Annotated in this window: 20 protein-coding genes; 11 read left to right on the top strand and 9 right to left on the bottom strand. The window is 46.0% G+C overall.

Annotation, left to right across the window (positions count from 1 at the left end; all coding sequences use genetic code 11):
• The first annotated feature begins 189 nt into the window (after positions 1–189).
• From MKY54_RS29680 to MKY54_RS29670, 3 genes are all read left to right on the top strand, one after another.
• On the top strand, positions 190–468 hold the full coding sequence (locus MKY54_RS29680; protein ID WP_339188882.1) for a hypothetical protein: 279 nt from the start codon (positions 190–192) through the stop codon (positions 466–468).
• A gap of 259 nt (positions 469–727) precedes the next feature.
• Positions 728–928: a cold-shock protein gene (locus MKY54_RS29675; RefSeq protein WP_019914790.1), complete on the top strand. Its 201-nt coding sequence runs from the start codon at positions 728–730 to the stop codon at positions 926–928.
• 118 nt (positions 929–1,046) lie between these two features.
• Positions 1,047–1,277, top strand: coding sequence for a cold-shock protein (locus MKY54_RS29670; protein ID WP_036682139.1), 231 nt, complete (start codon positions 1,047–1,049; stop codon positions 1,275–1,277).
• Between the two features lie 69 nt (positions 1,278–1,346).
• Here MKY54_RS29670 and MKY54_RS29665 read toward each other — a convergent pair whose 3' ends face one another.
• From MKY54_RS29665 to MKY54_RS29645, 5 genes are all read right to left on the bottom strand, one after another.
• Positions 1,347–1,808, bottom strand: coding sequence for a VOC family protein (locus tag MKY54_RS29665; protein WP_036682137.1), 462 nt, complete (start codon positions 1,806–1,808; stop codon positions 1,347–1,349).
• Positions 1,805–2,368 carry an NADPH-dependent FMN reductase gene (locus MKY54_RS29660; protein WP_339188880.1) on the bottom strand — a complete coding sequence of 188 codons (564 nt, stop codon included), beginning with the start codon at positions 2,366–2,368 and terminating at the stop codon, positions 1,805–1,807. Before MKY54_RS29660 ends, MKY54_RS29665 begins: the two co-directional genes overlap by 4 nt.
• Positions 2,369–2,521: 153 nt before the next feature.
• Positions 2,522–3,214, bottom strand: a complete 693-nt coding sequence (locus tag MKY54_RS29655) for a response regulator transcription factor (RefSeq protein WP_076124072.1) — start codon at positions 3,212–3,214, stop codon at positions 2,522–2,524.
• Positions 3,215–3,230: 16 nt separating this feature from the next.
• Positions 3,231–4,904, bottom strand: coding sequence for a GAF domain-containing sensor histidine kinase (locus MKY54_RS29650; protein ID WP_076301485.1), 1,674 nt, complete (start codon positions 4,902–4,904; stop codon positions 3,231–3,233).
• A gap of 152 nt (positions 4,905–5,056) precedes the next feature.
• Complete coding sequence (locus MKY54_RS29645) at positions 5,057–6,448, bottom strand: MATE family efflux transporter (RefSeq protein ID WP_076124068.1); 1,392 nt, start codon at positions 6,446–6,448, stop codon at positions 5,057–5,059.
• A gap of 263 nt (positions 6,449–6,711) precedes the next feature.
• On the opposite strand from MKY54_RS29645, the gene hxlA reads away from it, so the two are divergent.
• The 3 genes from hxlA (at position 6,712) to MKY54_RS29630 (ending at position 8,371) form a co-directional block, all read left to right on the top strand.
• Positions 6,712–7,344, top strand: coding sequence for a 3-hexulose-6-phosphate synthase (hxlA, locus tag MKY54_RS29640; RefSeq protein ID WP_036682127.1), 633 nt, complete (start codon positions 6,712–6,714; stop codon positions 7,342–7,344).
• A 7-nt stretch (positions 7,345–7,351) separates the two neighbouring features.
• Entirely contained in the window at positions 7,352–7,909 is a 558-nt protein-coding gene (gene hxlB, locus MKY54_RS29635) for a 6-phospho-3-hexuloisomerase (protein WP_036682124.1), read from the top strand.
• Between the two features lie 84 nt (positions 7,910–7,993).
• Complete coding sequence (locus MKY54_RS29630; RefSeq protein ID WP_036682121.1) at positions 7,994–8,371, top strand: helix-turn-helix domain-containing protein; 378 nt, start codon at positions 7,994–7,996, stop codon at positions 8,369–8,371.
• Positions 8,372–8,466: 95 nt separating this feature from the next.
• Here the strand turns inward: MKY54_RS29630 and pepT are convergent, their stop codons facing one another.
• The 4 genes from pepT to MKY54_RS29610 form a co-directional block, all read right to left on the bottom strand.
• Entirely contained in the window at positions 8,467–9,699 is a 1,233-nt protein-coding gene (gene pepT, locus MKY54_RS29625; protein WP_076181937.1) for a peptidase T, read from the bottom strand.
• A 95-nt stretch (positions 9,700–9,794) separates the two neighbouring features.
• Positions 9,795–10,448: a sortase gene (locus tag MKY54_RS29620; protein WP_339188877.1), complete on the bottom strand. Its 654-nt coding sequence runs from the start codon at positions 10,446–10,448 to the stop codon at positions 9,795–9,797.
• Positions 10,449–10,484: 36 nt separating this feature from the next.
• The gene (locus MKY54_RS29615; RefSeq protein WP_339188875.1) at positions 10,485–11,495 is read right to left on the bottom strand and encodes a hypothetical protein; all 1,011 of its coding nucleotides are present in this window, start codon (positions 11,493–11,495) and stop codon (positions 10,485–10,487) included.
• Positions 11,496–11,972: 477 nt separating this feature from the next.
• Positions 11,973–12,986, bottom strand: coding sequence for an LLM class flavin-dependent oxidoreductase (locus MKY54_RS29610; protein WP_081383185.1), 1,014 nt, complete (start codon positions 12,984–12,986; stop codon positions 11,973–11,975).
• A 258-nt stretch (positions 12,987–13,244) separates the two neighbouring features.
• Between MKY54_RS29610 and MKY54_RS29605 the strand changes: the two genes are divergently transcribed.
• The 5 genes from MKY54_RS29605 (at position 13,245) to pgmB (ending at position 21,411) form a co-directional block, all read left to right on the top strand.
• Entirely contained in the window at positions 13,245–14,249 is a 1,005-nt protein-coding gene (locus tag MKY54_RS29605) for a LacI family DNA-binding transcriptional regulator (RefSeq protein ID WP_036682112.1), read from the top strand.
• Positions 14,250–14,584: 335 nt separating this feature from the next.
• Positions 14,585–16,006, top strand: a complete 1,422-nt coding sequence (locus MKY54_RS29600; RefSeq protein WP_036682109.1) for an ABC transporter substrate-binding protein — start codon at positions 14,585–14,587, stop codon at positions 16,004–16,006.
• A gap of 173 nt (positions 16,007–16,179) precedes the next feature.
• Complete coding sequence (locus MKY54_RS29595; RefSeq protein ID WP_036682450.1) at positions 16,180–17,268, top strand: sugar ABC transporter permease; 1,089 nt, start codon at positions 16,180–16,182, stop codon at positions 17,266–17,268.
• Positions 17,268–18,359 carry a carbohydrate ABC transporter permease gene (locus tag MKY54_RS29590; protein WP_076124061.1) on the top strand — a complete coding sequence of 364 codons (1,092 nt, stop codon included), beginning with the start codon at positions 17,268–17,270 and terminating at the stop codon, positions 18,357–18,359. The genes MKY54_RS29595 and MKY54_RS29590 overlap by 1 nt, the downstream gene beginning before the upstream one ends.
• Positions 18,360–18,405: 46 nt before the next feature.
• Complete coding sequence (gene pgmB, locus MKY54_RS29585) at positions 18,406–21,411, top strand: beta-phosphoglucomutase (protein WP_339188873.1); 3,006 nt, start codon at positions 18,406–18,408, stop codon at positions 21,409–21,411.
• Positions 21,412–21,419: the final 8 nt, after the last annotated feature.

The following is a 21,419-nucleotide window of genomic DNA, read 5'->3' as shown; positions in this document are numbered from 1 at the left end:
ATTTTGGCACAAGTCAATGTTCCTCACAACTGTTTTTATTAAATAACTTACTTCAAGTGGAACGTTATAGACACTGGAATGATAAGAAAAGTGTGAATAAACCGTGGTATACTTCGCGTAATGACGCGTTAAAGCGCGAAATATGCTACAATGATTGTGTAATAATTGTAAGGAGATGAAATTTAAAAAATGAGTGACAAAGTAAATGAGCAGGAGCTAGTAAATGTATTATCTGCCAAAACCAAAGTGGATCCGCAAATCATCCGCGTAGTATTAAAGCATGAACAGACCTTTATCAATAAGGCCAAGGCGAACGCCAAGGGTGAGGTAGACATCGACAGCGATGATCTGGTCGACTATGTTACCGCCCAACGTGATGTGAAGCTGGATGAAATCACAGTAGAGACCATTCTTGATGCAGAAATGGATTACTTGATGGATAAAGGATTGGCAGGTTATATCGACTAACATGGGTATTCGTCCGGCTCGGCTGCTGCTGTTTACAGGCAATAAGAGCCGGAGTGAAAATTAAATAGGCATACGCATTGCTTTTAGTGATTTAGTGTGGTACAATGAAATCAATCATAAATTTAACCCTTAATTCACATATTGTAAAAGGTTATCATTTGTGCGTATGAGTCCTTTTCCAATGTGTGAATTTTTATTTGTTCGTACACTACGTAGGAATAAAAGGACATGTGTTAAATAAAATATTGGAGGTAATATCATGCAAACAGGTACAGTGAAATGGTTTAACGCAGACAAAGGATTCGGTTTTATCGAGGTTGAAGGTGGAAGCGACGTATTCGTACACTTCTCCGCAATCACAGGCGACGGATTTAAATCTTTGGACGAAGGCCAACGCGTTGAGTTCAACGTAACTCAAGGCGCTCGTGGACCACAAGCCGAAAACGTTGTAAAACTGTAGTTTAAAAATCAGGCTGCCCTTAACACAAGTTGAGGGCAGCTTTTTTTATTTTCATAGTATGAATCTGCCCCTAATAGGGTAGCGATATCGTCTCGATTCGATCCAAGGAGGGGTACTTATGTATTTTCGTAAAAAAGCACTGGAGGAACTTCCGCAAGAAGACACAGCTATTTGGTCCTGTACCAAGGAAGGTTGCACAGGTTGGATGCGCGATAATTTCGCCTTTCAATATGTACCTACCTGCTGGCAATGCAACTCTCCCATGACTAGAAGTATGAAGATACTGCCAACGCTTGTGAATACGAATGCAGACATGAAGGCCATGAAGAAGGGCATTTCGATTAAGTAATCGAAGAAGCTAATATACTCAAACAGCTGGACCCTTGGACGGGAGCAGCTGTTTTTTTGTTTGAGTATTTTATTTACTGTGCAGTAATTTCTCCCATTCCGTTAAGGTTATGTTCTCTGAAATAGGCTTCAGATGTTCAGGAACCTCTACGTGGCACATAAATTCCAAGCTGTTGCCGTCAGGGTCGTTGAAGTAGACAGAAGCATTTCCTTGATAAGCCCGGATAAAAGGCTCGACAGAAGTCCGGTTGCGGAACGGAACAGCCTCTACACCAATCGATTCCAGCCATTGCAGTGATTGCTTCAAATCCTCGTAAGTGACACGGAAGGCAATATGCCGCAAGGACGGATGGTATGGGGTTTGAACCTCCTGGCCTTCCCAAAGACCAATCCAGCTCCGACCTTCCTCGATCCAGAAGAATACAGTTTCTTCATCCCGCCAAGCCATTTTCAGACCTAATTTCTCATAAAATTCGATGGATACTTCAAGATTGCTTACTGGTAAATGTGCTTCATATAGTCCTTTGATCATTGGATAGCACCTGCCGGTCTGCCGATTTTGCGGGCTAAGTTCAGGAATGCTTCTAATACTAGGTGGATGCGATCTTCGATTTCTTGCCCACCCTCGTATCCGTCGTACCCGACCTCGAACCGCTTGCGTTGCAGTCCACCGATGGAGATCCAGTCTGGTGTATTGATGCCGTGCAGGTTGCGTACGATGGCTTGCAATTGAAGTAATGAGCTTATCCCTACCGCTCCCCCGGCTGAACTGGCGGATAACACAACTTTACCATTGAAATGCGCCTGGCCTAGATGATCAATCGCATTTTTTAATACGCCACTTACCGAGCCGTGATATTCCGGAGTAACCAAGATTACTGCATCCGCTGCTAACATCTCTTGTTTAAGCTCGTTTAAATGTTCATGCTCTGTGTAAGCCTCGTCTGGTGAATAAAAGGGAAGTGGGCGTTTGTAGAGATCAAACACGTTAACCTTTTCTCCTTGCTGACTAATGAAATGGGCGGCATGTTCTGCCAGCTTCGTGCTGGTTGCTTCTTTTCGATTACTGCCTGTCAGGATCATCACTTTCATCTGTATCCACTCCTATGTGAGGTCAGTTGCTATAAACCAATGATAGTTGAATCGGCCTCTGTTAACATCAGCACATGGAATGAACATATATAATAAAAACGCTCAGCCATTGTGCTGAGCATCTAAGACTAAAGTTGTAGAGGAGTTTTGATTCTAGGCGTTATAGCCGCCTTTCAATGCGAAAATGGCAGCCTGAGTCCGATCCGCTAAGTTTAGCTTTCCGAGAACGTGGCTGACATGGGTCTTAACGGTTTTTTCGGTGATGACCAGCTTGCTGGCAATCTCTTTGTTGCTCATACCGAGCGCAATCAGGTCTAATACTTCTTGCTCGCGTGGGGTAAGAAGCTCTAATCCGGTGATTGCAGCAGGTGTTGTGTTTGGGCCGTTCGGATCGGAAGTATTAAGTTCCATTTGCTCTAGTGTAGAAGTCGCCATTAGATTCATCAGTTGGCTGGCAGCCTCGGAATGTAGCTCCACTTGCCCGTTATGTACCTTACGGATCGCAACTACCAGCGCTTCTGGTTCTATATCTTTAAGCAAATAGCCTTTGATTCCTACGCGGATAGCCGGGAGTACATGATCCTGATCCGAAAAGGAGGTCAATACAATGACCTTGACCTGCGGGTGGGAGATCCTCAGCGCTTGAGCGGTCTCAATGCCGTCCATAATGGGCATATGCAAATCCATTAATATGACATCCGGGTTCAATTCGGCTGTTCTTTCCAGTGCCTCGCGGCCGTTGGAGGCCTCCCCGATAACCTTGATATCGGGTTGTGTGGAGAGAAATACTTGCAGCCCACGGCGTACCATTGCATGGTCGTCTACTAATAATAAGTTTATCGTCATTTATGATCACCCGACTTCATGTAGATTGGATGGGCAGAGGTATGGTTGCCTCAACCGTTGTGCCCTGATTTTCCACACTGTGGATATGAATACGACCGGAGAGAGCTTCTGCTCTTTCCTTCATAATATGCAGACCAAGAGATTCATTAGTGTCTGTGTTAGAACGCCGTTTGGCCCCGCCTTTACCTTGGTCGGCAACGCTCAGTACCACCTCGGCTGCATTCAGATGCAGAGATACCTCCGCTTTAGAGGTTCCGGAATGCTTTCGTACATTATTGAGCGCTTCTTGGCCAATGCGCCACAGCCCTTCCTCCACGTTACGGGGAAGTTCGTGAACACCACTCCGTTGCGTCTGTATCAGCAGCCCTAGCTGCTGGCCATGAGCCTGCAGCGCAGTCAATAAACCGGCTTCCAGTCCGGCAGGCCGAAGCTGCATAATTAATGCACGCATTTCTTTGAGTGCAGACTGGGATAAAGCTTGAATATCGCGGACAGCCTCAGTAGCAGGATGGGAGATATGCTCCTGCTTCAGCATACTTTCCACGCCTTTGGCGGTCATTGAGAGGGAGAAGAGGATCTGGTTCACGGAGTCGTGCAGGTCACGGGCCAGACGATTCCGCTCATCAAGACGCGCAATTTCGCGGCGTTTCTCTCCAAGCTGAGCACTTTCCAATGTAGCGGAAATATGCTCAGCGACAGCCTCAAGCACCTCTCCATCCGCAGTTGCGGAAGCTAGTGCTTTGGGTGAGGTGATCAGTAGAATTCCTGCACCTTGTGCGGCAATCTGCCGAAAGGGCACAGCGAGCATCACGACACGCTCCGCGACAGGTTGTTCAGAACAGCAGGACTTCGTAATTTCCTGCTCTTCATCAGGGGTTAATGTCGCAAAGCGTTGTCCTTTTGTGATATCTCCTAGACGTACTTTAAAAGAATCCGAGAGCTCGAAGGGAGCTATTTCAGGCGTTATATTAGCCGCATAGGCAGCATGGACTTCGAATTGCCCTTCATATTGCCCGATAATCGCTGCAAAGGGCCAATCGAAATAGTCGCCAATCAGGGCGGCGCTTTTCTCGATCAGAATACTGGGCGAGATACATTGGTTGGCGGTTAGATTTAAAGCTGCGCTGAATTCGCCTAATTTGGCGTACAGATTCGCGCGGCGCTGCTCGGTGCTATATAACTGCATCCGTTCTATAGCACTGCCAATTTGCAAAGCCACGGATTGCAGCAAAGCCAGCTCGCTGTCGGCGTAATGTGCTTTGCCTGGTGCGGCCACATTCATAAGTCCCAAGTAACGCTCACCTGAATGCAGCGGGACGGTGGCGTGGTGGGTGATGCCCAGCGTGTCGCCCCAGTTATACTGCCTGGCGTTACTCAACCGCTTGCAGCTTAGAATGTTAACGGCATGCTCGAGCCGACCGTCCCATAGGCGGCTTAGGCACCAGCAGCTTCCGCACTGCATTGGTTGTTTATTGTCGCGCTGTAGTGCAGGTGGCAGGCCTCGATCAGCGGCACACTCATATTCCATGTATTCTTCGCTCAGGAAGATCCAGCCTGCAGTGTTTCCGGTTAACTCAAGTAGCTTGCCCATGACTGTGTCGAGCATGGGTCTGAGCTCATTGGAACTGTTTAAAGTCTCCGCAATCGTTTTGAGCGTCAGTAACTCATGGATTCCGGTTTCCTCCGGCATGAAGCTCTCTCCTTTAGCTTTGTGAATTATGTTCTATCTATTGTAACGTAGAATGGTTCATTCATTCTCAAATTTTATGTAATGTTGGCGTAAATAAATAGAAGGTTCCTTAAGATCTGATATGACCTTAAAGAACCCTCTGTATATACATATTAATTTACAGCTGCAGGAGTAGCGGAAGGTGTACAGTGTTCTGGAGCTTCGTGTTCGATAAGTCCATGTTTCTCCCAAGCTCGGCTCTTCCAGCGGAAATACATAATGACGGCTCTCACCCACTCATCGACCGCAGTAGCAATCCACACGCCGGCTAACCCGAGATCAAGTTGGAACACCAGGAAATAACCAAGAGGTAAGCTCATGCAGACCATGGAGATCAGTCCCATATATACAGGGAATTTGGCATCGCCCGAGGCGCGTAAAGAGTTAATGATAACCAGATTGGTTGTGCGCCCGGTTTCCAGGAAGAAGCTAAGCAATATGACCTGCGCCCCCATCCTAATGATGTTCTCATTGTCTGTGAAAAGCCCGAATAGCGGTACCCGGAAGAAAATCACCACAGCATCTATTATTACGGTAACCAGCAACGCCCACTTTACACTGGTGAATACACGCTTATAGGCTTCATCAGGTCGTCTAGCTCCCACGAGATGTCCTACAACGATGGAAGTTCCCATAGAGACAGCTACACTGAATAAATAAATATAATTGGAAATATTAAGCGCGTACTGGCGGGTAGCCATAGCTTCAGCGCCTAAATAAGTAATATACAGTGTGAATACAAGCTGGCACGACTGATAAGTGATGGATTCAAAAGCGGACGGGATGCCGATTTTGAGAATTTGCAGCACGTATTTTTTAGAAAGATGAATGTAATAGGTTACTTTCACCCGTACCTCCATCACTCTGTAGAGCAGCAGGAAGAATAGGATCAGGCAGATAAAGCGACTCATCACTGTTGAGATAGCCGCACCCTCCACACCTAACGCCGGAAGTCCGAAATGACCATAAATGAGCAGGTAGTTGCCCACCACGTGAATGATATTCATCAGCAAGGATACGACCATCGTCTGTTTGGTGAAACCGTGAGTACGGATAGTAGTCGCCAGAGCATTAATTAATGCTTGCAGAAAAATACCGCCCCCAACAATATTCATATAGGCTTTGGCGTAAATGAGGATATCCCCTTTTACATTCAGCGCAGTCAGTAGCGACCCTCCGAATATCAGCAAAAACGTACTTAGGAGAATGCCGACTAACAGGTTTAGGGTAATGGCATTGCCGGTCACTTGAGCGGCTTCCAGAGGTTTTTTGGAACCGAGATATTGGGAGACCACAATAGCTGCGCCGTTACCAATTACACTGAGGACTAAAATTGCTATCGCAATGATCTGATTCGCTGCGCCGACACCAGACACGGCATCGTCCGACACTGAACTGATCATAAAAGTATCCACACTGCCCATGAGCATAAAGAGGAATAGCTCGAGGAAAATCGGCCAGGTCAGTTTGACCAGGTTGAATTCCTGGTGATTATTTTGCTTCATTGTGCACCTTCTTATATTATGATGTACTTCCTAAAATTTCATAAACAAACTGTAATATTAGCACAGCTTTCATGGAAATGCAGTATTTTTACAGAAAAATGACAAAACGTTTTTAATTTAAGTCGAAAAGAGCCCTTTAACCGCACATTAGTATCCTCCAGGTAACTACATCACAATAAAGTGCCTACTTCCCTAAAGGGATGTAAGGAACTACAATTTGTACATGACTTACTAAAATATATTAATAAGGAGTGCAAATAAATATGAAATTACAATTAGCGTTGGATTTAGTGGACATTGCGGGAGCGAAAGAGGTTGTCTCAAAAGTTGCCGAATTTATAGATATCGTTGAAATTGGAACACCTATCGTTATAAATGAAGGGTTACATGCAGTGAAGGCAATCAAAGAGGCTTTTCCAGCTTTGACTGTGTTGGCGGATTTGAAAATCATGGACGCAGGTGGATATGAAGTGATGAAGGCTGTGGAAGCGGGCGCGGATATCGTTACTGTACTTGGTGTTTCTGATGATTCTACCATTAGAGGTGCAGTGGAGGAAGCGAAGAAAACCAATAAAGAGATTCTAGTTGATCTGATTAATGTGAAGGATATCCAAACAAGAGCGGCTGAAGTAGACGCACTTGGCGTAGACTATATCTGTGTACACTCTGGATATGACCATCAAGCGGAAGGTAAAAATTCTTTTGCAGATTTAAATGCGATTAAGAGTGTGGTTAAGCAGGCCAAAACAGCTATCGCTGGAGGGATCAAGCTAAGCACACTTCCAGAAGTGATCGCCGCGAACCCTGATCTTGTCATCGTTGGCGGAGGCATCACAGGTGAAGCGGATCAAAAGGCTGCCGCAGCAGAAATGAAACGTCTAGTTAGTCAGGCTTAAGATTACAATGGATACAATGAAATATGCGCAGCAAATTATAGAGGAGCTCCAGCGCTCCATATCTCAGCTTGATGAAGAAGAGACTGAGCGAATGGCTGAGCTGCTGCTTCAGTCCAACAAGATCTTCGTGGCTGGAGCGGGCAGATCTGGATTGATGGGACGGGCCTTTGCTATGCGGTTAATGCATGTTGGTAAAGAGGCTTACGTTGTAGGCGAAACGGTGACTCCGGGGATTGAACAGGGGGATGTGTTAGTCCTCGGTTCCGGTTCCGGTGAGACAAAAGGGTTGATCTCTATGGCTGAGAAAGCCAAAGGGGTAGGCGCAGAAGTTGTTGCCGTTACCATTGCGCCGGATTCGACGGTTGGACGTTTAGCGGGCTACACAGTGAAGCTGCCGGGATCTCCAAAAGATCCGGCCAGTGGAAGCTACAGCACGATCCAGCCGATGGCTTCTTTATTCGAACAGACGATGTTGGTCTTTTATGATGCTATTATTCTGCGAATGATGGAGAAGACGGGGCAGACGAATCAGCAAATGTTCGGCAAGCATGCTAATTTAGAGTGAACGTACAGAAACGAATACCTTCCAATGAGGAGGTTATTCGTTTTTGTGTTAGTATGATAACAGGAGAGAGGAGGCGCTTTAGGTATGGCAACCGAGATTAAAGATCGCATAAACTTGAAGGAAATTAACTGTGAGAAGGAATTGACGCTTGCGGTGATCGGAGGGAAATGGAAGCTGATTATCCTCTGGCATCTAGGGCTTGAAGGGACAAAGCGGTTCAGCGAGCTGAAGAAGCTAATTCCTCATATCACGCAAAAAATGTTGACCAATCAGCTTCGCGAGCTCGAAGAGGACCAGCTGGTTCTAAGAAAAGTGTACGCTGAGGTTCCGCCAAAAGTAGAGTATTCCCTGACTTCATATGGCCAAAGTCTGCTTCCCGTCCTTCGATTGATGTATGATTGGGGTAAAAATTACGGAGAAAACGTGATCTGGAAGGACACGCCGCCGGAAGAAAGATGCTAATCGAATAGCCTATGAACATTAATGATCCCTGAGAGGTCTGGATCGGCCTCTACAGGGATTTTTTGGTGTTTTAAAGGAGTGATGCGGATAATGCTTTAGGCTTTCTGTTCGAATAGCTTAGCAATCTCCACGATAACATTTACCGCTTTTACCATATTGTCCGCAGACGCATATTCGAATTTGCCATGGAAATTCTCGCCTCCGGTGAAAATATTAGGTGTCGGCAAGCCCATGTAGGAAAGCTGCGAGCCATCTGTACCTCCGCGAATCGGGCGGATGATCGGTGTGATGTTAAGGTTCTCCATCGCCTCATGGGCAATATCGACGATATGACGCACTGGCTCGATTTTTTCACGCATATTGTAATATTGGTCCTTCATTTCAAGCACGATGTTCTCTTCACCATGGATGCTTTTGAATTCTTCTACGACAGCTGAGAGATATGCTTTACGTGCCTCGAATTTCTCACGGTCGAAGTCGCGGATGATATATTGCAGCTTGCTGAATTCAGGTGTGCCTTCTATAGAGCTTAGGTGATAAAAGCCTTCATAACCGTCTGTATATTCGGGCGCTTCCTCAGCAGGGAGTCTGAGATGAAGTGCCATGGCGATTTTGGCGGAATGAATCATCTTTCCTTTTGCAGTCCCAGGGTGAACATTAACGCCGTAGACTGAGATTTTGGCAGACGCGGCATTAAAGCTTTCATACTCTAATTCTCCGAGTGGACCTCCGTCTACAGTGTAAGCATAGGAAGCATTAAAAGCGGCTACGTCAAATTTATGAGGCCCGCGGCCGATTTCTTCGTCTGGTGTGAAGGCAACTCTAATCTTGCCGTGTTTGATTTCTGGATGTTGAATGAGGTAATGCATGGCGGTCATAATCTCAGCAATACCGGCTTTATTATCTGCGCCAAGCAGGGTCGTGCCATCGGTTGTAATTAAGGTGTGGCCTTTGTATTCCGCCAGCTCCGGAAAGCTCGCTGTGGACAATACAACATTCAGCTCTTTATTCAAAAGAATATCTTGACCATCATAGTTCTCGATAATCTGTGGCTTCACATTCGTTCCGGTAAAATCAGTCGCCGTATCCAAATGGGCTAAAAAACCAATGGTCGGAACATCCTTGTCCGTATTCGCAGGGAGTGTCGCCATAACATAGCCATGCTCGTCCACCTGGACTTCCTCCATGCCGATTTCCTTAAGCTCTTCAACCAGCTTGTGGGCCAGAACCATCTGTCCCGGAGTGGATGGGCAAGTCTCATTATCTTCATTCGATTGGGTATCCATTTGTGCATACGAAATAAACCGTTCTACAACCTCTTTCTTCACCTTGGGTCATCTCCTCTTTACTATTGTATATATATAGTATCACTTTCCATATAAGGTCTCATCCCTGAGGAAGAAGATTGAGGTAATATTTAAGTTTAATGCGGCAATATATCTTGTTTCACTAACTTCGCTGAAAGTAAATAACGGTCCGGTGCAGATCCCACATATGAAAAGGGATAACAGGTAATCAATGTAAGGATGGCCTTATCACTTGGCTTTATAGCACCACGTTCGTCCCCGTCAACAATTGTGCTGCCTGTTACTTCATAGGTAAAAGTCCCATCGGTACTTTCCAGCTCGATAAGATCTCCAGCGACGAGTTCTCCCAGATTACGGAACACTGTATCGCGGTGGCCTGCGAGCACACTGTTGCCGGTGGCACCGATAGCTGCGCTGCCTTTATAATGTCCGGCTCCCTTTTTTAGCTCTGGGCTTTCCGTGCCTTCTAGCACTGCGATCTTTTTGTTTAATTTGGGGAAACGAATCTCTCCTATGATTTCACCTTCTGAATAGGAATGAGCGGGGTGCGGCTGTTCCTTGGCTGAACTGATCATTCCCATGGGAAGAGGGATTTCTTCGGCAGAAAGGGGGCGGGCGACAGCTTCCTCCCTCTTTTTTGCCCAATCATTTAAAGCCTGTTTAGCTTCGAGCGGTGCTTTGACCACTTGTACAACCGAGTAAATCAACACAACTAAAGAGAGTATGAAGATTAGCTTCACGGCTAGCAAGGCACCATTACGCTTCTTCATACTCTCTCACCTCCAGACTTATGCTGCAAAATGTGGTTATTTCTTCGATTTCAATCTGCGCATGATAATCACGCTGAGTACCGCAATGGCTAAGCTGGCAAGAATCAAGTTATACCAAGGCTCAGCGGTATTTGGAAGCTTGTTGCCAACCTCTGGTGCTCCCAGTGGAAGCTCATCATCAGGCAGGGAGATCTCATTGCTTGGCTGCGGTGTTGCACTGGTAGTTTGGCTGCCAGCACTTGGTGATACTGTCGGCTCATTATCGCCTCCACCCAGTGGGATCGGCGCTTCAGTAACACTAATTTCATCTACTACTGGTGAAGCTGTAGGTATTGGCGATGGTGTTGGCGTCGTTGATTGCCCTGGTGTGGCAGCTGCTGTTGCCGTTGGCGAAGTAGCCGTCGTGGTTGGTGAAGCTGTTGCGGTCGGCGAAGCTTCAGGTGTAGTTGTAGCCGTGGCAGTAGGTGTCGTAGTTGGCACTAAAGTAGGTGTAGCAGTCGCTGTAGGTGATGGCTCAGGTGTAGGCTGAGCTGTGGCCGTCGCTGTCGGTGAAGGACTAGGTTCAGCGGAAGGCTCCGGTCCTCCAGAAGCGGAGAACTCAAAGGCTACAGTGGCTGTTTTCCCTTGATATTCGTTCCCTGCTTCCCACGGGAAAATTACATCCATTTGGATTACACTTTGTTCTCCCCCGGCAAGTGAACCGATGGCAACTCTTCCGGCAGCCTCACTCATCACCCCTGAATAGATGATTACTCCCTCTTTTTCGAGTGTCATTTGGAGAATATCGTATAATTCTGCGTCTCCAGAGATGAATTTGAAGTCCACATAGTAATTAAAGCCCTCACTACCTGCGTTGATAATTGTGTATTCTGAGTTCGTTTCATCACCAGGCTGCATATTGTTCATGGTGGCTGTGCTTGTCGTATGCGAATTCACCGTAAGCTTAATGGTATCTTGCGCACTAACTCCGCCAGCATGCCAGATGACTCCTGCTAGAATAGTCAGGATATAAGCAGCTATGAAAGCCGAGCGATATTTCTTCTTCACTTTACTCGCTCCTTTCTCCTGAACCCCATATTAAATTTTGTAGACATCATTTGCGGGCTTCCGGCAAATTCTTCTCTTCTAATCGGATTTTCCATCAAACATTGTCGAAATAAGTAGTATCTCACAGAACCACTTTCTTGTGCGTATATAGGAATCTCCGTGAAAGTGGAAGGAGAGGGTAGAGATATACCGCCAATTCGTTCGTTATAGCGAATAACTAAAGTATAATCAAAATAATATCTAAACAAAAATGGGATATTAGAAGGAAATCCATCATATTTGATCAAATATCAATTATATTAATGGTTTTACACCAGTTCTCTCTATTTAACTCTTTATTTTTATGTAATTCATTGTTTTTATTGTGTTTTATTGAGAACGATTATGAATGCAAAATAAAAAGGCAAGACATACATCTGGAATAGGGCTCAAACCCCGATACCAGACCTATCGTCTTGCCTTAATTATGATGATAAATTAGATTTCCTTCATAGCGTCGGCTACAATCTCATAAGAGCGTAGACGAGCGTTAGGATCATAAATTCCACCAGAAACAATCAATTCATCGGCCTGTGTCTCTTGCAGGATTTCTTGAAGCCGTTCTTTAATTGCTGCTTTATCACCAGCGAAAGAGTAACGCTGTTTCTCAAGCATGGCTGCTTTTTCTTGCATCGTCCATAGCCCCTCCATACTATCAACCGGTGGTTGTAACTTCCCCGTACGTCCGCGGATGATATTAAGGAATTGCTGCTGCTGCGAGGTAGCCAGTCGTCTTGCCTCATTCACGGTATCGGCTGCTGTAATACCAACTCCGACCATCACATAAGGCTTGTCGAGTGCTGCTGAAGGACGGAAATTACTATGATAGATGTGTAAAGCTTGTAGTAAATATTCTGGTGCGAAATGGCTGGCGAAAGCAAAAGGTAAACCTAGCTTCCCTGCCAGCTGAGCACTAAAACCGCTGGAGCCCAGCAGCCAGATGGGGATATTCAAGCCTTCACCAGGAACAGCACGAACCCCAGCCGGTCGTGATCCTGCACCTGCAGGATCGAAGTAGGCTCTGAGCTCACTTAACTGCTCGGGGAAGTCACTGCCGTCGCTTCCGAGACCACGGCGTAGCGCACGGGAAGCCGGTTGATCGGATCCTGGGGCTCTGCCCAGTCCTAAATCAATCCGTCCTGGATATAGGGATTCGAGGGTCCCGAATTGTTCCGCAATGACAAGTGGTGCGTGGTTGGACAACATGATGCCTCCAGAGCCTACGCGTATGCTTTTTGTGCCGCCAGCAATGTGGCCAATTAAGAGTGAGGTAGCAGAACTGGCAACACCAATCATGTTGTGATGCTCAGCAAACCAATACCGGTGATAGCCCCATGCCTCAGCATGTTGAGCTAAAGCTAAAGAGTTATGAAAAGAGTCTGCCGCTGTGCCACCCTCCACAATAGAGGCTAAGTCCAGTACGGAGAATCGAATATCGCGCTGTTGCTTCAATGTAATCCCTCCTATAATAAACGCTCAGATAGTCTAGAGCAGTATTTGTAGCTGCGAATATTGCTACTCGCCTAGTATACCATGTAATAAAACTATATACACACTTTAAGTAAGTTATACGCACTTTGTAATGATTAGATAAGGAATAAGTATGTCTTTAAAAGAAAATGTAAGCGCTTTAAAATATCTGTTGTTATTTCTTAACGGGCTTGCTATAATCACATCGAAAAGTTACCTGAAAAAAAGGAAGTTATCGTTATGAAGCCAACCATAAGAGATGTTGCCAGAATGGCGGAGGTGTCGATCAGCACCGTATCGCGGGTTATGAATGCACCGAATACGGTCGTAGAGAGCAAACGGAATCGAGTGATGGAGGCTGTAGAACGTTTGCAATATCAACCAAATGCGTTTGCACGCGGCCTGATCTACAAGAAGTCTTTTACACTGGGCCTGCTGATTCCGGATATTGAGAACCTGTATTTCGCAGGGGTTATTCGGGGAATGCAGGATGCATGCATCAAGCTCGGATACAGTTTAATGATCTGCAATACGGACCGCGACAAAGAACGGATGCTGTCTTACATCGATAACTTTCATGAGAAGCAGGTGGATGGGATCGTGTTCGCCAGTGATGTCCTTTATCCTGAGACACATGACAAATTAGTCGGTTGTAGAATTCCTTTTGTGTTGGTATCCTCGCATTCTGATGAGTACGACATTCCATCTGTGGAGGTGGATGATGAACAGGCGGCTTACGATGCGGTAAAGTTTCTGATTGATTTAGGGCATAAGGACATTGGCATGATTGGTTTTAACCATGATAACTCCGTATCTGGCCCGCCTCGTTATGAAGGTTTTGTAAGGGCATTAACAGAGTTTGGACTACAGCAGAATATTGTGAAGAGCAAATATGCCAATCACAGGTTCGAACACGCTTATCAAGCTGCGCATGAGTTGTTTACTGATTATCCCGAGCTGACCGCCGTTTTCTGTGTTGCTGACGAATTTGCAATGGGGACGATTTCTTATCTGAAGGATCGTAATATTCTAGTTCCGGGTCAGGTATCTGTGATTGGATTTGATAATTTGCGGATGTCGAGTATGTTCATTCCAAAGCTGACCACGATTGCGCAGCCGATTTATGAGTTAGGGTATCGTGCGGCGGAGATGCTGCATGAATTGCTCACAACAGGTGGTGTCCAGGTATTGAATGAAAAGATGGAGCATAAGCTGATTGTGCGGGAATCCACGCGGGAAAAATAAAGGCTCTTTATTTTTGTGACCTTCTTCTGAAAAGCTTTTCAGAGCCATGTATCGGTCTTAATTAAAATTTAAATGTTAGGATAGAAAATAGTATGAATTCTTATGAAAAACATCTCATTTTCCGATTGGAAACGGTTACTAATTATGATAATATAAAAAATGTAAGCGCTATTATTAAATTACATTTGTGATGGAGTTTGATTTTAGGATATTTACCTGTCTTCTGAAAAGCTTTGCAAGGAGGTGATCTGCTACAAGCTGCTAATACATGCCAGGGTGCCCGGATGATTGAATAAGATGTTATCTCTATAACCATTAAAGGGGATGTACAAAAGATGAAGAAGATCTCAGGACGTAAAAAGTCGTTGGCTTTAGTACTGTGTTTATCCTTCACAATGACGCTGAGCGCATGCGGCGGAGGCAACAATAATGCGGCGCCTACAGATCCACCGGCGGCAACAGTCAGCCCAACAGCAGATAACACCGAGAAAGCGACAAATACACCTAGTGCTGAACCTTCGGGTTCCCCGTTAGATTTAGCGATGAAAGGTGAATATAAAGGGACTAAAGTAACCATGTTTGGACCCTTCGTAGATGCTGACCAAGTGAAATTTGAGAGCAGCATTAAAGAATTTGAAGAGAAGACAGGGATCGATATTCAATACGAGGGCTCCAAGGAGTTCGAAGCAACAATAAATATTCGGGTGGACGGCGGAAATGCTCCTGATATCGCTGACTTCCCGCAGCCGGGATTGCTGGCATCGATTGCTAAGACGGGCAAGGTTATCGATTTGACCAGTGTGCTGGATCAAGACAAATTGACGGCTAATTACAACAAGAGCTGGCTCGATATGTCTACGATGGACGGAAAAGACGGGAAGATCATGGCGGGGATTTGGAACCGCAGTAATGTAAAGAGCTTGGTATGGTATCCAAAGAAACAATTTGATGATGCAGGTTACAAGGTTCCTGAAACTTGGGATGAGCTGATGGCACTCACTGAACAAATTGCCAAGGATGGCGATCCTGCCTGGGCTATTGGCATTGAGAGCGGTGCTGCAACGGGTTGGCCAGCAACAGACTGGGTCGAAAATATAATGCTTCGTACGACTACGCCTGAGAACTACGATAAGTGGGTAAAAGGTGAACTGCCATTTACTTCACCAGAAGTAAAAAATGCTGTTGAAATCATGTCTAAAATTTGGCTTAACAAGGATTATGTTTACGGTGGTGCTAAGTCTATCGTGACAACATCCTTCGGGGATGCCCCAGCGCCAATGTTCACTGATCCGCCTAAAGCCTGGTTTAATATGCTCGGTAACTTTATTACAAGCTTCTTCCCTGAAACGGCAAAGGTTGATCAGGATTATGATTGGTTCTACTTGCCGCCAATTGATGCACAATATGGTAAACCAGTGCTGGTTGCAGGTGATATTTACGCTATGTTCAACGATCGTCCAGAGGTTCGTGCAGTCATGGAATTCTTCACCACTGGAGAGTCGATTAAGAGCTGGGTACAATCTGGCGGCGTAATTGCTCCTATGAATGATGCTTCCCTTGATTGGTATACCTCTGAATCCGATCGCCGGATGGCGAAGTTGGTTCAAGATGCTTCCACACTGCGTTTTGATGGCTCTGATTTGATGCCAGGTAAAGTGGGTGCAGGCACCTTCTGGAAAGGGATGACCGACTATGTGAGCGGTACAGCGACACTGGATCAAGCCTTGGAACAAATCCAGTCCGGCTGGAACAACTAACCTAATATTTAAAGCGCACAGTAAAAAGAGGGGCAGTGAGAAAAGAGGATTGTCTGCCCCTCTTTTTGTTTTCTAACTAGTGAGTTCGATGCTTATGATAAGAGTTTTGCTCCGCAAAACTTATAGGAGGAGCTGGAGCTAATATGGGTGCACAATCACAGCCACAGCCACAAATGCCAACACAACCACAAGCTAGGCCAACCGTCAGCCTGAAGGCGGTAATGCTGTCCCTAGTTGTGTTGTTAGCGAATATTGTTGTTAACGGCGCAATCTTTTTATTCTTCCGGGATTCCACATTAAATCCGCTGCTAACAGCGGTTCTGGCTGTCCTCTGGGGAGTTCTAGGTGTTTATCTGATTTACTATACGCTGACTTGGGCGGTTGAGCAGTACCCTGATCATATCCGCCGAAAGGTGCTGCCTTATATCTTTATTGGTCCGGCAGTGATTATTCTGGGCTGGTTACTGGTCCTGCCTGCACTGCGAACATTATATTTGAGCTTTTTTAATGCTTCTTCAGAAAAATTTGTGGGTCTGAGCAATTATGCAGCGATCTTTAGCGATCATCTGATGGCAACGGCATTGCGTAACAATTTACTTTGGGTATTCGTTGGCACGCTTGCTTGTGTAGCATTCGGGCTCTTAATTGCTATTCTTGCCGATCGCAGCAGCTATGAGAAAATCGCCAAATCGATCATCTTTATGCCGATGGCTATTTCCTTTGTAGCGGCAGGAGTCATTTGGAAATTCGTATATTACTATCAACCGGGTGACGAACAAATCGGGCTGTTGAACGCAATCGTTACTTATTTTGGGGGAGAACCCCAAGCCTGGACGAGTATGCTTCAGCCATGGAATAACTTTTTCCTCATTATCATTTTGATCTGGATGCAGACGGGATTTGCAATGGTGATTTTCTCGGCAGCAATCAAAGGGGTTCCTGACGACATTTTGGAAGCTGCACGAGTGGATGGAGCAAATGAGGTGAAGATTTTCTTTGGAATCATGATTCCATATATTTCATCAACCATTCTGACAGTGACAACGACCATTATCGTCTTTACGTTGAAAATATTTGACGTCGTCATGGTGATGACAGGAGGTCAATACGATACAGAGGTTGTTGCTACACAGTTCTACCGGCAATTCTTTATGTACCGTAATTTCGGCTACGGCTCCACGCTGGCTATTGTTCTACTGATCGCGGTGCTGCCTGTAATCATAATCAATCTACGTCAGTTCCGTAAGCAGGGGGGATTCTAATGGCTGGCAAAAAGAAGAGAAAAGGCAGCAAAACGGTTGTAAATATCGTGTTGGGTGTGATCTGTTTTATTTGGCTGCTTCCGACTCTTGGGCTATTTATTTCCTCCTTCCGTCCGGCTGCTGACATTCTGCAAACCGGATGGTGGAAAGCTTTTCCTCATCAGGAGTGGAAGGCTGGAGAGACGATTCAGCTATCCAAGGATGTGGATCTTCGGGAGCCAATTGAGGTGAACGGTAAAACTTATACAGATGATGAGCTGAAGGCTGGCGTGAAGGCAGATGGCAGCCGGCTTATGTGGGAGAATCGTAGAGCACGTACCGTAAATGAACAGATACAAGGTTGGAAGATGACACCGGATCTCACGCTGGATAACTATAATAATGTGCTTTCCGGTAAGGAATACAAGCTGAAACAGGCTGATGGTAGTGAAACGGTGCAAAAAGGCTCCGGATTGTCACAGGCCTTCTGGAATACGCTAACGATTGCTGTTCCAGCAACAGTTATTCCGGTGCTGATCGCTTCTTTTGCTGCATATGCTTTTGCCTGGCTGCGGTTTCCTGGGCGCAGAATCCTTTTTGTGATCATTATTGCAATGCTCGTCATTCCGATACAGGTTGCGCTTATTCCAGTGCTTAAGGATTATACCGCACTTGGGCTAAACGGAAGTTATCTGGGAATTTGGCTGGCGCATACGGCTTTTGGATTACCGCTGGTTACGTACTTTATGTACAACTTTATCAGTCAATTGCCGAAGGATTTGTTCGAATCGGCTTTCATGGATGGGGCAAGTCATTTCACTATATTCAGTAGGCTAATTCTGCCTCTATCAGTGCCAGCACTGGCTTCTATCGGAATCTTCCAATTCCTGTGGGTGTGGAATGACTATTTAGTCTCATTGATTTTTATCGGCAATCAACCGTCTGTGCAAGTTATGTCGATGAAAATTGCCGATTTAGTTGGCTCACGAGGCAACGATTGGCATTTACTTACTTCGGCTGCATTTATCTCTATGCTGATGCCGCTCGCTATTTTTTTCCTGCTGCAAAAGTATTTCGTCAGAGGGCTTATGGGTGGGTCGGTGAAAGGTTAATGATTTAGAACCCGAATGAAACTGTGATCAGGGGGAGCTTAGAGAGATGAAGATGAAACCATACGTACATCCGGCGGCGGTATATCCTTACCGGGAGTGGAGTCTTGATGAGGAAGCTTATAGTGAAGAGAACAATCAAAGAAGCGAGAGTATTTTTGCTCTTGGCAATGGATATATTGGTATGCGCGGTAATTTCGAAGAAGGTTACCACGGCAGCTCAGGCTCGTCTGTAACAGGCAATTATTTGAATGGTTTTTTTGATTCGGAGCCCATTGTATATCCAGAAGGAGCGTACGGATATCCATCCCGCAATCAAGCGATGCTGAACGTAACAGATGCCAAGATTATTGAACTGAATATTGAAGGGCAGACCTTTCAGTTAAACAGTGGGCAAGTGCATCATTATGAACGAAAGCTGGATATGCGAAGCGGGGTTCTGCATCGGCAGGTAGATTGGGAATCTCCAGCTGGTCACCGGGTACAGCTTCATATCCGGCGGATGGTGACTTTGCAGCACAAACATCTGGCGGCGATAGATTATGAGGTTAAAGCGCTGAATTTCAGCGGAGTGCTTACCTTCACTTCATCCATCGACGGCAAGATCCAAAAACCTAAGGTAACGGATGATCCCAGATTGGGCTCGGGAGGCAAGGAGCCCAGTCTGCTCCTGGAGGATACCGGTCATGAACCGGGACAGTCCTTCTTATGGATGAAGCAGAGGACGCGGCATACCCAGTTTGCCTTATTAACAGGGGTAAGTCATAAGCTCGATTCAAGATCTGAGGATAAAAGGACCGTGCAGCATGAGGGGCAGAAATTATCCATGCAGTTTGTCGTCCCGGTGGAGCGTGGGGAAAGCGTCTCACTAACCAAATATATCTCTTACCATACCTCTAAAGATTATCCAGAAGACGAACTACTTAGTAGAAGTACTGAAATATTACACTTAGCAGACCATAGCGGGTTTGAAGCGCTTGCCCAGGAACAGCAGGCTTATCTGGATCGATACTGGGCACATACGGATGTGGAGATTCATGGTGATCTTGCGCTTCAGCAGGGCATTCGCTTTAATGCTTTTCAACTGCTTCAATCCGTAGGCCGTGATGGGGTTACGAATATTGGAGCCAAGGGATTAACGGGTGAAGGATACGAAGGGCACTATTTCTGGGATACCGAGATGTATATGCTGCCCTTCTTTACGTTCACACAGCCGGAGATTAGCCGAAAGCTGCTCGAATTTCGTTATGCCACGTTAGACAAAGCAAGGGAGCGTGCAGCGGTAATGTCGCAGAAGGGAGCCTTGTTCCCTTGGCGGACTATAGACGGGGCAGAGAACTCTGCGTATTTCCCGGCAGGCACGGCGCAAATGCATATTAATGCGGATATTGCGTATGCCATCAAGCAGTATGTACTGGCTACCGGAGATTATGATTTTTTGGTTACGAAGGGAGCGGAAATTTTATTCGAAACTTCCCGCTTTTGGTTGGACTTGGGGTACTTTAATCCGGCTAGGGGCGGTGTCTTTTGTATTGATGCAGTAACCGGTCCTGATGAATATACAGCTATCGTCAACAATAATGCATACACCAACTTTATGGTACAGGATCAGCTTTATTATGCACACGAGATGGCAGGGATATTGTCTAAGCAGTATCCTGAGCATTTTGAACGCCTGAAGCAAAAAATCGGTCTGACTGAGCATGAGATATTAGTGTGGCTGGAAGCGGCGGACAAAATGTTTATCCCCTTTGATGAGGGACTTGGCATTTATGCTCAAGACGACACGTTTCTCTCCAAGAAAAAATGGGATTTCGAGCATACACCAGCTGACAAATATCCGCTGCTGCTCAACTACCATCCGCTGGTAATTTACCGTCATCAGGTGTTGAAACAGGCGGACTTGGTAATGGCGATGTTTCTACTGGGTGACCAATTCAGCTTGGCGGATAAGATCCGGAATTATAATTATTATGAGCCGCTGACGACGCATGATTCTTCATTGTCACCGTGTATTCACAGTATAATCTCTGCTGAGATTGGTGATTTGACGGGAGCCTATTCCTATTTTGACCGCACGGTACGGATGGACTTGGATGATATCAACCGCAACGTAAAGGATGGACTGCACACTGCTGCTATGGCAGGCTCCTGGCTGTCGATTGTGAATGGTTTTGGTGGCATGCGCTTATGCGGCGGGATGTTATCATTTAATCCTAGTGTGCCAGCGCAGTGGGAGAGCTATCGGTTTAAAATAACATGCTCTGGACAGCTATTGGATATTTTTGTGAGTGATACAGAAGTGATCTATACGCTGCTGGAGGGCGAAGAGCTTGAGATTATGCATAAGGGAAACCTTATACAGTTGTCTGCACAGAAGCCGCTGAGGCTTTCGAATGTGAAGCAGCTTGAAGCTGTTATTTTCGAGCTGGACGGGATAATTACTGACACTGGAGAGTATCATTATGAGGCTTGGAAGGATCTGGCGGATGAACTTGCGCTTTCTTTTGATCGAGAGAAGCATAAGAGTCTTAAGGGCCTAAGTCGAATGGAATCTTTAGAAGTCATTCTGGAGAGTAGTGGACTGAATTTGCCGCAACCGGTAAAGGGAATGCTCTGCAACAAAAAGAACGAGAAGTATAGACAGCTGGTTCAGCAAATGACGCCTGCTGAGCTGTATCCGGGTATCCACCGCGTGTTGTCCGATTTGCAGCAAAGAGGGATTGCTATCGGACTGGCTTCAGTGAATGAGAATGCGCTGCTGATTCTCGAACGCTTGCAGATCGGGCATTGGTTTCAGGCGGTGGCTGACCCTGGCAACTTGCGTAGAAGCAAGCCAGATCCAGAGATTCACTTGCAGGTTGCGGAGATGCTGGGCATATCCCCAGACTGCTGTGTGGCGATTGAGGATACCGAGGAAGGAATAGCCGCAATTAATGCTGCTGGTATGAGGTCAGTGGGAGCTGGAGTGGCGCTCGTAACCGGGACCGCGGATCTATGTCTGGCTTCCACAGCAGAGATAAGTGTTGAGAAATTGTTAGAGCTGTTTGCGTAGTTACCCTG

Source organism: Paenibacillus sp. FSL P2-0121 (genome assembly GCF_037975345.1).
In the GTDB taxonomy this organism is placed as follows: domain Bacteria; phylum Bacillota; class Bacilli; order Paenibacillales; family Paenibacillaceae; genus Paenibacillus_AQ; species Paenibacillus_AQ odorifer.
This window is presented reverse-complemented; position numbering and strand designations above follow the sequence as displayed.